Annotated in this window: 9 protein-coding genes; 3 read left to right on the plus strand and 6 right to left on the minus strand. The window is 72.3% G+C overall.

All coding sequences use genetic code 11. From position 1 onward, the window contains the following. Positions 1 to 110 precede the first annotated feature (110 nt). From ACIQRL_RS16830 to ACIQRL_RS16845, 4 genes are all read right to left on the minus strand, one after another. Positions 111 to 386: a type B 50S ribosomal protein L31 gene (locus ACIQRL_RS16830; RefSeq protein ID WP_401331970.1), complete on the minus strand. Its 276-nt coding sequence runs from the start codon at positions 384 to 386 to the stop codon at positions 111 to 113. Between the two features lie 36 nt (positions 387 to 422). Continuing rightward, a complete protein-coding gene (locus tag ACIQRL_RS16835) occupies positions 423 to 893 on the minus strand; it encodes a DUF5709 domain-containing protein (protein ID WP_401331971.1) in 471 nt (156 codons plus the stop codon). Positions 894 to 1,613: 720 nt separating this feature from the next. Continuing rightward, positions 1,614 to 3,464 (minus strand): ABC transporter ATP-binding protein, encoded by a 1,851-nt coding sequence (locus ACIQRL_RS16840; protein WP_401331972.1) that lies wholly within the window; start codon positions 3,462 to 3,464, stop codon positions 1,614 to 1,616. Then, entirely contained in the window at positions 3,461 to 5,362 is a 1,902-nt protein-coding gene (locus ACIQRL_RS16845; protein ID WP_401331973.1) for an ABC transporter transmembrane domain-containing protein, read from the minus strand. Before ACIQRL_RS16845 ends, ACIQRL_RS16840 begins: the two co-directional genes overlap by 4 nt. 219 nt (positions 5,363 to 5,581) lie before the next feature. Between ACIQRL_RS16845 and ACIQRL_RS16850 the strand changes: the two genes are divergently transcribed. Further along, a complete protein-coding gene (locus ACIQRL_RS16850) occupies positions 5,582 to 6,337 on the plus strand; it encodes a L,D-transpeptidase family protein (protein WP_401331974.1) in 756 nt (251 codons plus the stop codon). A gap of 260 nt (positions 6,338 to 6,597) precedes the next feature. Next, a complete protein-coding gene (locus ACIQRL_RS16855; protein ID WP_401331975.1) occupies positions 6,598 to 8,247 on the plus strand; it encodes a peptide-N4-asparagine amidase in 1,650 nt (549 codons plus the stop codon). Between the two features lie 218 nt (positions 8,248 to 8,465). Here ACIQRL_RS16855 and ACIQRL_RS16860 read toward each other — a convergent pair whose 3' ends face one another. Further along, positions 8,466 to 11,411, minus strand: a complete 2,946-nt coding sequence (locus ACIQRL_RS16860; RefSeq protein WP_401331976.1) for an FAD-binding and (Fe-S)-binding domain-containing protein — start codon at positions 11,409 to 11,411, stop codon at positions 8,466 to 8,468. A gap of 294 nt (positions 11,412 to 11,705) precedes the next feature. Beyond that, on the minus strand, positions 11,706 to 12,161 hold the full coding sequence (locus ACIQRL_RS16865; RefSeq protein ID WP_401331977.1) for a MarR family winged helix-turn-helix transcriptional regulator: 456 nt from the start codon (positions 12,159 to 12,161) through the stop codon (positions 11,706 to 11,708). Between the two features lie 81 nt (positions 12,162 to 12,242). Between ACIQRL_RS16865 and ACIQRL_RS16870 the strand changes: the two genes are divergently transcribed. Continuing rightward, a complete protein-coding gene (locus ACIQRL_RS16870; RefSeq protein WP_401331978.1) occupies positions 12,243 to 14,075 on the plus strand; it encodes an ABC transporter ATP-binding protein in 1,833 nt (610 codons plus the stop codon). Positions 14,076 to 14,111 lie beyond the last annotated feature (36 nt).

The raw sequence follows: 14,111 nt of genomic DNA on the forward strand, positions 1-14,111 counted from the left end.
GGCTCGTGACCGCGGTGGCCGTGTGCGGCGGCGGGAGCGGTGGCCCGTCCCGGTGTGGGGTTCGGGCGGTGGCGGGACGCCTTTGGCTCAAGGGCGGGCGCCCGTCGCGCTCAGCCGTTCTCCCCGGCGCCCGCTCCCTGCTCCCCGCCTCCGAACCGTCGCTCGAACTGGGCGATGCGGCCCTCCGAGTCCACCGTGCGGGCCTTGCCCGTGTAGAAGGGGTGGCTCTCCGAGGAGATCTCGACATCCACGACCGGGTAGGTCTCGCCGTCGTCCCAATCGATGGTCCGGTCGCTCGTCGCGGTCGATCGCGTGAGGAAGGCGTAGCCCGCGGCGCGGTCGCGGAAGACCACGGGGTGGTAGTCGGGCTGCTTGTCCTGCTGCATGGGAACTCCTTGAGGCAGACGCGGGACGGGTGCCGGTCAGCCGGGCACGGCGTCCTCGTCGACGATGTGCATCGCGGCTTCCTCCGCCGAGGCCGCGGCGCCGTCGATGCCGATGTCCGTGGCGATGAGCCCGCTCTCCTCGTCCTCGTGCGCGCCTTCGTTCGGGGCAACCAGACGACCCGAGCGCAGGGCGCCCACCTCGTTGTCGAGGGGCTCTCCGTCGGTGCCCTGGCAGTCGCCGATGCCGTCTCCGTCGGGTTCGGCGATGTCGGGCAGCTCGTCGGCGAGGCGCTGGTCCAGGCTCTCGCCCGCCCGGCGTTCCGAGGCCGTCACCCCGCGGTGCTCCACCGCCCACGGCCGATCCGGTGGGGACCAGCCACGGTCGAGGGGGTCACTGACGCCGTCGGTGACCAGTGTGTCCTCGGCGTCGAGCAGCCCCGCGTCGTCCTGTACCTCGGATCCGTCGGGCTGGTAGACGTCGTCTCCCCATCCGTCGGCGCTGTCCACGGGTACCTCCAGGGGGTGCGGACGGGACCGGAGCCGCCGTGTTCGACGGCGGGCGCGCGGGCCCGAGGACACAGGCGTCGCCCCGCGCGAACCGGGTGGTTCCCGGGAGTCCCCCGAGCGGGTGCCCACGTCCAGACTTCCACCCCCCTTCGGCACCGCGCAACGCCACAGGGGCTGACCCGTCGCGCCGCAAGGGCCGACGTCCGGCCCGCCCGGCCTCTTGCGGGGTGTGCCGAGGGCGGCCGCGACCCCGCTCCCGGCGGGCGGTGCGACGGCACCGGCCGTGCCCGACGCGGGCGCCGGCCACCGTCGACCCACGCCGCTGAGCTGCGGGAGGGCACCGGCTCGCCGCGCCGGGCGAACGGTTCCGCGCCGGTTCGCACCGGCGTGAGGGCGGCACCGGACCGACAGCCCCGGCCGCATGGCCTGGCGGCCTCGGTCGGCTCCGCGCTCATGGGGGCTGATCCGGCTGGCTCGGTCGGTAGGCCACTCATGGGGGCTGGCCCGGCTGGCTCGGTCGGTAGGCCACTCATGGGGGCTGGCCCGGCTGGCTCGGTCGGTACCCCGCTCATGGGGGCTGACCAGGTGGCCCCGGCCGGCGCCCGCGGTGCGTGCGGCGGTCAGGTGCCGCGCGACGCCCTCGGCTCACCCACGAGGGCCGGGCGGCCCTGCTCGCTTCCCCGCTCACTCCTCGCGGTCAGCCCTGGACGGACGCCCCGCTCACCCGTGCCAGGACCTCCACAGCGACGCGTACGCGCCGTCCGCGGCGACCAGTTCCTCGTGGCTGCCGAGTTCGCTGATGCGGCCGTTCTCGACGACGGCGATGACGTCCGCGTCATGGGCGGTGTGGAGGCGATGGGCGATGGCGACGACGGTTCGGCCGTCGAGAACGCGGGCCAGCGAGCGTTCCAGGTGGCGCGCAGCCCGCGGATCCAGGAGCGAGGTCGCCTCGTCCAGGACCAGGGTGTGCGGGTCGGCCAGTACCAGCCGGGCCAGCGCGATCTGCTGGGCCTGGGCCGGAGTGAGCGCGAACCCGCCCGAGCCGACCTCGGTGTCCAGACCGTCGTCCAGCGCCCGGGCCCAGCCGTCCGCGTCGACCGCGCCGAGAGCCGCCCAGAGCTGGGCATCGACGGATTCGACGCCTTCCGCCGGCGCCGTGGTCCGGGTCTCGGCCGACGCTTCGGCGTCCATGCGCTGCCGGGCGAGGGGGACGGCGAGCAGCAGGTTGTCGCGCAGGGAGCCCACGAAGACATGGTGCTCCTGGTTCACCAGGGCCACGTGCGAGCGGACCTCCTCCGCCGGCATCCGGGACAGTTCGGCACCGCCGAGCGTGATCCGGCCGTCCCGGGGCGCGTAGATACCGGCGAGCAGCCTGCCCAGCGTGGACTTGCCCGCGCCGGACGGGCCGACCAGGGCGAGTCGGGTGCCGGGCGCCACCGCCAACGAGACCTCCCGGAGTACGTCCACGCCCGCGCGGTAGCCGAAGTGCACCCGGTCCGCGTGAACGTCGCGTCCGTCCGGCGCCACGGCCGGGTCGCCCGCGTCCGGCTCGATGTCCCGGACACCGACCAGCCGCGCCAGCGAGACCTGGGCGACCTGCAGCTCGTCGTACCAGCGCAGGATCAGTCCCACGGGGTCGACGAGCATCTGGGCGATCAGGGCGCCCGTCGTCAGCTGGCCCACCCCGATCCAGCTCTGGAGGGCGAAGAACCCGCCGATCATCAGGACCGAGCAGAGCACCGTCACATGTGTGACGTTGACGACCGGGAAGAGGACCGACCGCAGCCAGAGCGTGTACCGCTCCCACGCCGTCCATTCCCGGACCCGGCGGTCCGACAGTTCGATGCGGCGCCGGCCCAGACGGTGCGCCTCGACCGTGCGCCCGGCGTCGACCGTCTCGGCGAGGACGGCGGCGACGGCGGCGTATCCGGCCGCCTCCGATCGGTAGGCGGCCGGCGCGCGCTTGAAGTACCAGCGGCAGCCCACCACCAGCACGGGAACGGCGACCAGCACGGCGGGGGCGAGCGCCGGGGCGGTCACGGCGAGCCCGCCGAGCAGGAGTGCCGCCCACACCACACCGATGGCGAGCTGCGGCACGGCCTCGCGCATCGCGTTGGCGAGCCGGTCGATGTCGGTGGTGATGCGGGACAGCAGGTCGCCCGTCCCGGCCCGTTCCAGGATGCCGGGCGGCAGACCGACCGACCGTACGAGGAAGTCCTCGCGCAGATCGGCCAGCATCCGCTCGCCGAGCATGGCACCGCGCAGTCGCACCTGCCGGACGAACACGGCCTGGACGACGAGCGCGACGACGAAGAAGGCGGCGGTGGCCTCCAGATGGAGTTCGCGCGTGTGGTCCGAGACGCGTTCGACGACCGAGCCCAGCAGATAGGGCCCGGCCATCGAGGCCACGACGGCCACGGTGTTGACGGCGACCAGCAGCAGGAAGGCCGTGCGGTGCCGTCGGAACAGTTCGGTCACGTAGGCGCGTACGGTCGCGGGCGCGCCGACGGGCAGCGTGTTCGCCGTTGTCGGGGCGGCCGGGTCGTACGCCGGTGGCGCCACGCCGATCATGCGGTCTCCTCGATTTCTTCCAGTACGCCGTCCAGAACGGCTTCGCCGTCCGCGCTCACGCCGCCGAGAACGGCTTCGTCGTCCACGGTCAGGCCGCCGGGAGCTGTTCGGACCGCGGCTTCGCCGGCGGCCTCCTCCTCGGTCTCCCGGGTCACCACGGCGCGGTATCGCGGTTCGCTGTGGACCAGTTCGCGGTGCGCGCCGACCGCGACGACCTCGCCCTCGTGGACCAGGACGACGCGGTCCGCGTGGTCCAGGAGCAGCGGTGAGGAGGTGAAGACAACGGTCGTGCGCCCGGCGCGCAGGGAGCGCAGCCCGTCGGCGATCCGGGCCTCGGTGTGCGAGTCGACCGCGGACGTCGGCTCGTCCAGGACGAGCACCTCCGGGTCCGTGATCAGGGACCGGGCCAGCGCGAGCCGCTGGCGCTGTCCGCCGGACAACGAGCGCCCGCGTTCGGTGATGCGGGCCTCCATCGGGTCCTCGGCGGCAGGCGAGCCCTGGGTGAGCGCGTCCAGCACGTCGCCGCACTGCGCGGCGGACAGGGCCGCCTCGGCGCTCACGAGACCCGACGCGGGCACGTCGAGCAGATCGCGCAGAGAGCCGGACAGCAGCACCGGGTCCTTGTCCTGGACGAGGACGGCGGTACGGGCGCAGTCCAGGGGCAGTTCGTCCAGCGGTACGCCCCCGAGGACCACCGAGTCGCTCGTCCGCACGCTCTCGACGAGCGTCTCCGCGCCCCGCTCGCTGGGATGGCCGCCGAGCCGCTCGGCCAGCAGCCCCGCCGCGTCCGGGTCGCCGCACACCACCGCGGTGAGCCTGCCCGCGGGAGCCAGCAGCCCGGTCGCGGGGTCGTACAGATCACCGCACGGAATCTCCGCGGCGAGCGATCCGGTGCTGTCCATGGCCCGCTCCAGGGACAGGACCCGGGCGGCTCGCCTGGCCGACGGACGCGAGAAGGAGTAGGCCATGGCAATCTCTTCGAAATGCCGCAAGGGGTATGCGAGCAGCATGACCGCGCTGTACACGGTGACCAGTTCACCGACCGTGATCCGGCCGTCGCGGGCCAGTTGCACACCGCGCCAGACGACGGCGATCATCAGCAGACCGGGCAGCAGCACCTGGATCGCCGAGATCAGCGACCACATACGGGCGCTGCGCACGGCGGCCCGGCGGACCTCCTGGGAGGCGCGGCGATAGCGGTCGAGGAAGAGATCCTCGCCGCCGATGCCGCGCAGCACCCGCAGGCCGGCGACAGTGTCGGAGGCCAGCTCGGTGGCGCGGCCCGCCTTCTCCCGCTGGAAGTCGGCGCGGCGGGTGGCGCGGGGCAGCAGCGGCAGCACGGCCACCGCGAGTACCGGCACGCCCACGGCGACGATCACACCCAGTGCCGGCTGGTAGACGACCAGGGCCACACAGACCAGCACCACCGTCACGGCCGCCGCCGTGAACCGGGACATGCCCTCCACGAACCAGCCGATCTTCTCGACGTCGCCGGTGGAGACCGCGACCACCTCACCCGCCGCGACGCGCCGCGTGAGCGCGGAGCCCAGCAGCGCGGTTCTGCGGGCCAGCAGTTGCTGCACGCGCGCGGCCGCGGTGATCCAGTTGGTGACCGCGGTGCGGTGCAGCATGGTGTCGCCCAGGGCGATGCACACGCCGCACAGCACCATCAGTGCGCCCGTCAGGGCCAGCCGGGTGCCGGAGTGGTCGACGACGGACTGGACGGCCAGGCCGACGCAGAACGGGAGCGCGGAGACGGCCAGGAAGTGCAGCAGACCCCAGGCGAGGGCCTTGAACTGTCCGCCGAGCTGGTTCCGCCCGAGCCACCACAGGAATCGGGAACCTGAGCGCGCGTCGGGCACACCCGGGTCGGGATACGGAAGGTCTTGGATCTGCATGACGTCCCAGTGGCTCGTGTCAGGGATGGAGGGAGCCGCGGATTTCGGCAACCGTCCGGCCGCGGGGGCCGGCAGCAAACCGTGAAAGGTTCGCTTCGCTGCGTGGTCGAAAGCAAACGATTTTCCGCTCCGGGGCAAGGAACCGGCCCGGTGCGACCGCGACGGGCCGGGATCCAGGGGAGGGTGATTCGCCCGATACGTGATGCGAGGATGGGCGGCATGCGAAAGAACGGTGCGATGCGTACGTGGCTCGCCGCCATGGTCTGCGGGGCCGTCGCCGTCACCCTCTCGGCCTGCGGGGGCCCGGAGGGCGGAAGCGGGACCGGGAGCGGTACGAAGGGGCGCGCTGGAGCCGGCGGTGAGGTCGCTCGTACGAGTGCGCCCGCGGTCGATCCGAAACGTATCCCCGACGTGGGTGACCGGATCCAGCGGCGGATCCCCTCCGACTCCCGTCAGGTCCTCGCGGTCTACGGCGAGGGCAAGGACTCCGCGGACTCCACGGCCGTGCTGTACACGAAGTCCGGCACGACCTGGGAGAAGACGCGCAGCTGGGCCGCGCACAACGGGACGAGGGGCTGGACCGCCGACCATCACGAGGGCGACAAGCGCAGCCCTGTCGGGGTGTTCACGCTCAGCGACGCCGGTGGTGTGCTCGACGACCCCGGCGCCCGGCTGCCGTACACGCAGTCGGAGACCTTCCAGGCGCCGCACGACTGGGGGAAGTCGTACTGGCACGACTTCGACTACGTCATCGCCATCGACTACAACCGCCTCAAGGGCAGTCCGCCGGACGACCCGAGCCGTCCTTGGGGCGACGACAAGGGCGGCGGTATTTGGCTGCACATGGACCACGGCAGCGGCACGTCGGCGTGCGTGAGCCTGCCCAAGCCCGCCATGGAGTACCTGCTCCGCACCCTCGACCCGGAGCAGCACCCCGTCGTGGTGATGGGGGACAAGGCCGACCTGGAGGCCTAGCGGGCCGCTGTCCGTGCCGGAACTCCGGCGCAGGCGGGAGGCGGGGCACCCGGCGGTCCAGGCCCCCGTCCGGCCCCCGGTGTCCTGGCCGTCCCGCCACCCGGATCCCGGGCGGGAGGCTCAAGCCCCTGGCTCCGAGCTGGGGCCCCAAACCCTGGGCCCGGAGCCGGAGTCCGGAGTCCAACCCCGGGCGCGGGGGCGGTGGCCGGAACCCCGGTGCACCATTGCGGTCAGCCCAACTGCCCCGTAGAACACCGCACATGAGTAGACCGGTCATCATGTCCATGCTCGCCGGAGTGATCCTCGTGGCGAGTGCCCTCATCGGGGCGGGCCCGGCTCCGGCGGCCGGCGTGCCCGTCGCGGGTCCTGTGTCCGCGGCACCCGCTCCCGCCGCCGCTCGATCAGTCGACGTGCCCGCAGAGTTCGGCAGCGACTGGAACGACCCTGTCACCGCTGCTCCGCCCGTCGGCAGGCCCGCGGCACCGTCCTGTGAAGTAACCCTCGCCGAGGCCCAGTTCCGCGACTTCACGCCCTACACGGGGACGTACACCCCGCCGAAGGGCTGCGGCGACCGCTGGAGCAGGGTCGTGCTCCGGCTCGAAGGCAAGGTCAAGGGGCGCCAGTTCGACCGCCTCGGGTATCTGCATGTCGGAGGGGTGGAGATACTCCGTACGTCCACTCCGGAACCCTCGCCCGACGGGATCGCGTGGTCCGTGGAGAAGGACGTGACGCGCTACAGCGACACGTTCCGGCAGAGCCGCGACGTCGAGATGCTGATCGGGAACGTCGTGGACGACACGTACACCGGCGTGCTCGACGTCAAGGCAACGCTGACGTTCTACGCGGGCAGGCCCGTCGCGGCGCCCGACCGTGTCCTGACCCTCCAGGACGGCACGCTGACCACCCCGCGCAACAGCGAGCGCGTGATCGCCGAGGTGTACGCGACCGGGTCCGGTGGCGGCTGCGAGGAGTTCTGGTATCTGACCGTCCCGGGCGCGGCACCGTATTCCTGCAAGGCGGACAACGGCCCCTACCGGGAGGTGCAGATCAAGGTGGACGGCCGACTCGCGGGAATCGCCGAGCCGTTCCCGACGGTGTGGACCGGCGGCTGGTCCAACCCCTTCCTCTGGTACGTGATCCCGGGGCCCCGCGCCTTCGACGTCAGACCCGTCGAGTACGACCTGACCCCGTTCGCGGGACTGCTCAACGACGGGCGTCCGCACCGGATCGACGTCTCCGTCCTGGGCGTTCCCGAGGGGCAGACGGGCTGGAGTCTGCCGGTGAACGTGCTCGTCTGGCAGGACGCGCGGCGCGCCCACGTGAGCGGTGCCCTCACCCGGACCGAGGCGGGCGCCCTTGCCAACTCCTCCACGTACACGCCAGGTTCGGAGAACCGGGTCGACACCACGGGAAGGCACCGGCTGACGGTCGCCGGATACCTCGACACCTCGCACGGCCGGGTGCTGACCACCGTCAGCCGCTCCCTCGCGGACAGCTCCGTGCACCGCTGGACGGACGGAGAGAACACGGACGGCCTCAAGGCGACGTGGACCGACGACGAGACGGTGACCGTCGACGGACGTGGACCCGCCACGACGACGCGCACGCGGCGGACGTACTGGATGGACGGCACGACGGCCCTCGGCGCTGACGACCGGCTGCGGACCGTGCTCACGCTGGGCGACCGGGCCGCCGTGGCCGAGGCGTCGGGTGGCCGACGGACCGCGTGGTCACGGCTCGACGACACCTACACGGGCGACGCGACGTACACGGCGAACGTCCCGCGCGACCAGCGTCACGCGGTCGCCACGACGAGCGAGCGCTATCGGCTGTACGGCTCGTCCGGCTGCTACGACCGCACCCTGGGCACCGTGCAGGGGGTGCTCACGGAGGACCGCGCCGGCTGCTGAGCACGGTCGTCCGCGGTGCACAGGCGGTCGTGGACGTCGGCCGCCCGTTGGACAGCGCGGACGTCGGACGTTCGTGACGACGGGTCGCGCGAACACCGCCGTCCGGGGCGGGGACGGGAAGCGCACGCAGGCGTCCGTCCCGGCGTCCGTCCAAGCGCCCGTCCCGGCGTCCGGCATGGCGGGCCGACCGGGCGGGGCGACCCGGCGGGCCGACCGGGTCATCCGGACCGGTCGGCCTCCCGGGTCCCGGGGCGGGTCGCTTGCTCCAGCGCCAGCAGCGCGGAGTAGTAGCCGCGGCCTGTCGCGTGATCCATTCCGACCTCGCACATGCGGTTGGCCGACAGGTGCGCGTCGAAGTCGCGGGAGGCCACGAACGCCGCCTCCTCGCGGGTGGCCGACTCGGTGAGCTCCCTGTGGAGCATGCCCCGGTCGCCCGCGAACGCGCAGCACCCGGCGTCGTCGGGCACCACCACCTCGTCGGCACACGCCTCGGCCACCGCGCGCAGTTGTGCCTCGTCGTCCAAGTGCCGCATGGAGCAGGTCGGATGGAGCACCGCGGAGCCGAGGGTACGGTGCACGGTGAGGTGGGGGAGCAACTCCTCCGCGGCCCACACCAGCGAGTCGACGACCAGCAGCGCGGCATGCAACTCCCGGTTGTCGGCGGTCAGATACGGGACGACCTCCCGCGCGATGCCGAGCGTGCAGGACGAGGCGTCCACGACGAACGGCAGCCGGCCCCCGGCCGTCCAGCCCCAGGCCGCCTCGACGATACGGTTGGCCATCACCGCGTTGCCCGCGTCGTACCCCTTGGAGTGCCAGATCGTCGCGCAGCACGTCCCCTTCACATCGTCCGGGATCCACACCGGCTTTCCCGCGCGCGCGGAGACCGCGACGACGGCCTGCGCGAGCGACACGTCTCCGGGACCGCCGAAGATGCGGTTGACGCAGGCCGGGTAGTAGACAGCCACCGCTCCCACGCGCGCGGTGCCGGGCATGGCGGAGCCGGCGGCTCCCGGCATCCGCGGCAGCCACTCGGGCACGAGATCCGGGCGTACGGCCTTGCGCACCGCCCGCGTCACGGCGTTCACCCGCCGGTCGCCGATCCGGTCCACGGCAGCGACGGCCAGCCGTGCGGAGCCCTCGAGCGCGCGGAAGTGCCGCGCGGCCAGCGCCGCCGCCTTCTCCTCGCGCGGCGAGTGCCGGGCGTGCCGGAACTTCTTCATCAGTGCGCCCGTGTCGATGCCGACCGGACAGGCGAGCTTGCAGGTCGAGTCGCCCGCGCAGCTGTCCACCGCGTCGTACCCGTACGCTTCCAGGAGCCCTTCCTGAACCGGGGATCCGTCGGGCTGGCGCATCATCTCCCGGCGCAGCAGGATCCGTTGGCGCGGTGTGGTCGTCACGTCCTGGCTGGGGCAGGTCGGTTCGCAGAAGCCGCACTCGATGCAGGGGTCGGCGATCGGCTCGACGCGCGGGATCGTCTTCAGGCCCCGCACGTGCGCGCGCGGGTCACGGTCGAGCACGATGCGCGGAGCGAGCACTCCGTCCGGATCGATCAGCCGTTTCGTGCGCCACATCAACTCCGTCGCCCTGGGCCCCCATTCGAGCTCCAGGAAGGGAGCGATGTTGCGCCCGGTGGCGTGTTCGGCCTTCAGCGAGCCGTCGAAGCGCTCGACGGTGAGCCGGCAGAACGCGTCCATGAAGGCGGCGTACCGCTCGACGTCGGCCGGCCTGGACGCGTCGAAGGCCAGCAGGAAGTGCAGGTTGCCGTGCGCGGCGTGGCCCGCGACGGCGGCGTCGAAACCGTGCCGGGCCTGGAGTTCCAGCAGCGCCTCGCAGGCCTCGGCGAGCCGCCCGGGCGGCACCGCGAAGTCCTCCGTGATCAGCGTCGTGCCGGACGGACGCGCACTGCCGACCGCCGTGACGAACGCCTTGCGGGCCTTCCAGTAGCCGGCGACGGTCCGCTGATCGCGGGTGAGGGAGTTCGTCACCGAGGGCACGGGCGACACCAGGGTGAGCCCCTCCAGCACCGCGCGGGCCCTTTCCTCGTACGCCTCCTGCGCGGCCTCGTCCGGAGCGCGGAACTCGACGAGCAGCGCGGTCGTCGGACCGGGCAGCCCGGCCCAGTCCCCGGGCACGCCCTCGACGCTCACCGAGGCGCGCAGCGTGTTGCCGTCCATGAGCTCGACGGCCGAGGCGCCCGCGGCGGTGAACAGGGGCACGGCGGCGGCCGCGGCCGGCAGCGAGCCGAAGAAGAGCAGCGCGGCGGAGACCCGGCGGTCCAGCGGCAGGGTGTCGAAGACGACCTCCGAGATGAAGCCGAAGGTGCCCTGTGAGCCGACCATCAGACCGCGCAGGATCTCGACGGGTGTCGCACCGTCGAGGAAGGCGTCCAGGCGGTAGCCGTTGGTGTTCTTGATCGCGTACTTGGCCTGGATGCGGTCGACCAGTCCGGCATCCGCCTCGATCTCCGCCTTGAGTTCCATGAGCCCGGCGCACAGGGCCGGTTCCGCGTGCGCCAGCCGCTCGTCCGCGTCCGGTTCCGCCGTGTCCACGACGGTGCCCGTCGGCAGCACGAAGGTGAGCGAGGCGAGAGTGACGTACGCGTTGCGGGTGGTGCCCGCCGTCATGCCGGAGGCGTTGTTCGCGACGACGCCGCCGACCGTGCAGGCGATCGCGCTGGCCGGATCGGGACCGAGCACGCGCCCGTGCCGGGCGAGCGCGGCGTTGGCGCGGGCGACAGTCGTGCCCGGGGCGATACGGACCCGGGTGCCGCCGTCGAGGACCTCGACCCCCGTCCAGTGGCGGCGTACGTCGACGAGGATGTCCTCGCCCTGCGCCTGGCCGTTGAGGGAGGTCCCCGCCGCGCGGAACACCACCCCACGCCGCTTGCCGTGCGCGTACGAGAGCACGGCCGAGACGTCGTCGATGTCCTCGGGGACCACGACGACCCGCGGCACGAAGCGGTAGGGACTGGCGTCGGAGGCGTAGCGCACGAGGTCGGAGACCCCGGTCAGCACCTTGTCGGCGCCGAGCAGCGCGGTCAGGTCGCCGCGCAGTGGCTCGGGGGTGCCCCCGGCCCGGTCCTCGGGGACCCGGTCGGCCGCGGGGACCCCGGGACGTCCGTCAGGCCGCAGCGCGTCGGGGTCGGGCTTCAGCAGAGGCATCGCGCACCACTCCTCACGGGCTCACCGAGCAGCGCTGCCCGGTCGGCTGCCTGCCACGGACGACCGGCGACCGGCGACCGGCGGCGGGCGGCGGGCGGCGGGCGTCCGATTAGGTCACCGGTCACTGGCCGGCGGCGAAGCCCCGTGCCCCATCGGTCCGGCGGTGACGCGAAGCCCCAGCGGCGGCCACTCCGCCCTGAACCGCTTCAGCGGCCACGCATCGCCCCGAGTCGTCACAGCGGGCGGTGCTCCGCGCCTGGCCGGCTCAGCGGCGGCGTTCCGCCCCGGGCCGTCTCAGCAGCGGTGTTCCACCCTCGGCATGCCGTCCACCAAGGTGTCCAGCAGCCCGCCGAGCACCTCGCGCTGCTCGTCCGTCAATGGAGCCAGGATCTCCTCCGCGGCGCCGCGGCGCGCGGCGCGCAGTGCCCGCAGCGCCTTGCGCCCCTCCTCCGTGACCTCGATACGGATCACCCGGCGGTTGGTGGGATCGGGTGCCCGGCGCACCTTGCCGCTCGCCTCCAGACCGTCGACCAGTGTGGTCACGGCCCGCGGCACCACTTCGAGGCGTTCCGCGAGGTCGGCCATGCGGGGCGGTGAGCTGTAGTGCGCGAGCGTGCGCAACAGCCGAGACTGGGCGGGGGTGATGCCCAGCTCGCGCTGCTCCAGATGGCGCTTCTGGATGCGGTGCACGCGGCGCGTCAGACGCAGCAGCTGCTCGGCGAGCAGGCCGTCGGCATCGGGGGTGGTCATGCGGGAACAATATCAGGATGCCGTTCATTGTGAGTATAGGTAACAATGAGCTAGGCTCCGCCAGTCGTCGGATCCTCACAGATGTCCCCGTCGTCCCGTTTCCCTAGGAGTCCATTGCGCCCCGAACAGTCAACCTGGAGCCCCCCACCTGCCGACAAGGAACAGCCACGGCAGGTGCGCCGCATCCTGAGTCTCTTCCGGCCCTACCGCGGCCGTCTCGCGATCGTCGGCCTGCTGGTGGGTGCCGCGTCCCTCGTGGGCGTTGCCACCCCCTTCCTGCTGAAGGCGATCCTGGACACCGCGATCCCCCAGGGGCGTACGGGTCTGCTGACCCTGCTCGCGCTCGGCATGATCGCCAGCGCCGTGCTGAGCGGCGTCTTCGGCGTCCTGCAGACGCTGATCTCCACGACCGTCGGCCAGCGCGTGATGCACGATCTGCGCACGGCGGTCTACGGCCGCCTGCAGCGCATGTCCCTGGCCTTCTTCACCAGAACGCGCACGGGCGAGGTCCAGTCCCGCATCGCCAACGACATCGGCGGCATGCAGGCGACCGTCACCTCGACCGCCACCTCGCTGGTCTCCAACCTCACCAGTGTGGTCGCCACGATCATCGCGATGGTGGCCCTGGACTGGCGCCTGACCGTCGTCTCCCTGCTCCTGCTGCCGGTGTTCGTGTGGATCAGTCGCCGGGTCGGCAACGAACGCAAGAAGATCACCACCCAGCGTCAGAAGCAGATGGCGGCGATGGCCGCCACCGTCACCGAATCGCTCTCCGTCAGCGGCATCCTGCTCGGGCGCACGATGGGCCGGGCCGACTCGCTGACCAAGTCCTTCGCGGAGGAGTCCGAGGGCCTCGTCGACCTCGAAGTGCGGTCGAACATGGCGGGACGCTGGCGTATGTCGGTCATCGGCATCGTCATGGCCGCCATGCCCGCCGTCATCTACTGGACCGCGGGCGTCGCGCTCCAGCTCGGCGGCCCCACGATATCGATCGGCACGCTCGTCGCCTTCGTCTCCCTCCAGCAGGGCCTGTTCCGGCCGACGGTCAGCCTGCTGTCCACCGGTGTGCAGATCCAGACCTCGCTCGCGCTGTTCCAGCGCATCTTCGAATACCTCGACCTGCCCATCGACATCACCGAGCCCGAGAACCCCGTCCATCTCGACCAGGTCAAGGGCGAGATCCGCTTCGAGGACGTCGAGTTCCGCTACGACGACAAGGGTGCCCCGATCCTCGACGGCATCGACATCACCGTCCCGGCCGGCGGCAGCCTCGCCGTCGTCGGACCGACCGGCTCCGGCAAGTCCACGCTCAGCTATCTGGTGCCGCGGCTGTACGACGTCACGGGCGGGCGCGTGACCCTCGACGGGGTCGATGTCCGCGACCTGGACTTCGACACCCTCGCGCGCGCGGTCGGCGTCGTCTCCCAGGAGACGTACCTCTTCCACGCCTCGGTCGCCGAGAACCTGCGCTTCGCCAAGCCGGACGCCACCGACGAGGAACTCCACACGGCGGCGCGGGCGGCCCAGATCCACGACCACATCGCGTCACTGCCCGACGGGTACGACACGGTCGTCGGCGAGCGCGGCCACCGGTTCTCCGGCGGCGAGAAGCAGCGCCTCGCCATCGCCCGCACGATCCTGCGCGACCCGCCCGTGCTCATCCTGGACGAGGCGACCAGCGCCCTGGACACCCGCACGGAGCATGCCGTCCAGGAGGCCATCGACGCCCTGTCGGCCAACCGCACCACGCTCACGATCGCGCACCGGCTGTCCACGATCCGGAGCGCCGACCAGATCGTCGTCCTCGACTCGGGCCGTGCGGTCGAGCGCGGCACGCACGAGGAACTGCTGGCCCAGGAGGGGCGCTATGCCGCCCTTGTCCACCGGGACGCCCAACTGGAGCCGACAAGATGACGATATGCCGGGTTTGCATGCATTAGCGGGTTACCG

The sequence above is a fragment of the Streptomyces sp. NPDC091209 genome, from assembly GCF_044757755.1.
In the GTDB taxonomy this organism is placed as follows: Bacteria; Actinomycetota; Actinomycetes; order Streptomycetales; family Streptomycetaceae; genus Streptomyces.

Coding starts and splice junctions, on each gene's coding strand:
- ACIQRL_RS16830 (WP_401331970.1), bottom strand. CDS start 386: ATGCAGCAGGACAAGCAGCCCGACTACCACCCCGTGGTCTTCCGCGAC.
- ACIQRL_RS16840 (WP_401331972.1), bottom strand. CDS start 3,464: ATGATCGGCGTGGCGCCACCGGCGTACGACCCGGCCGCCCCGACAACG.
- ACIQRL_RS16845 (WP_401331973.1), bottom strand. CDS start 5,362: ATGCAGATCCAAGACCTTCCGTATCCCGACCCGGGTGTGCCCGACGCG.
- ACIQRL_RS16850 (WP_401331974.1), top strand. CDS start 5,582: ATGCGAAAGAACGGTGCGATGCGTACGTGGCTCGCCGCCATGGTCTGC.
- ACIQRL_RS16855 (WP_401331975.1), top strand. CDS start 6,598: ATGAGTAGACCGGTCATCATGTCCATGCTCGCCGGAGTGATCCTCGTG.
- ACIQRL_RS16860 (WP_401331976.1), bottom strand. CDS start 11,411: ATGCCTCTGCTGAAGCCCGACCCCGACGCGCTGCGGCCTGACGGACGT.
- ACIQRL_RS16865 (WP_401331977.1), bottom strand. CDS start 12,161: ATGACCACCCCCGATGCCGACGGCCTGCTCGCCGAGCAGCTGCTGCGT.
- ACIQRL_RS16870 (WP_401331978.1), top strand. CDS start 12,243: ATGTCCCCGTCGTCCCGTTTCCCTAGGAGTCCATTGCGCCCCGAACAG.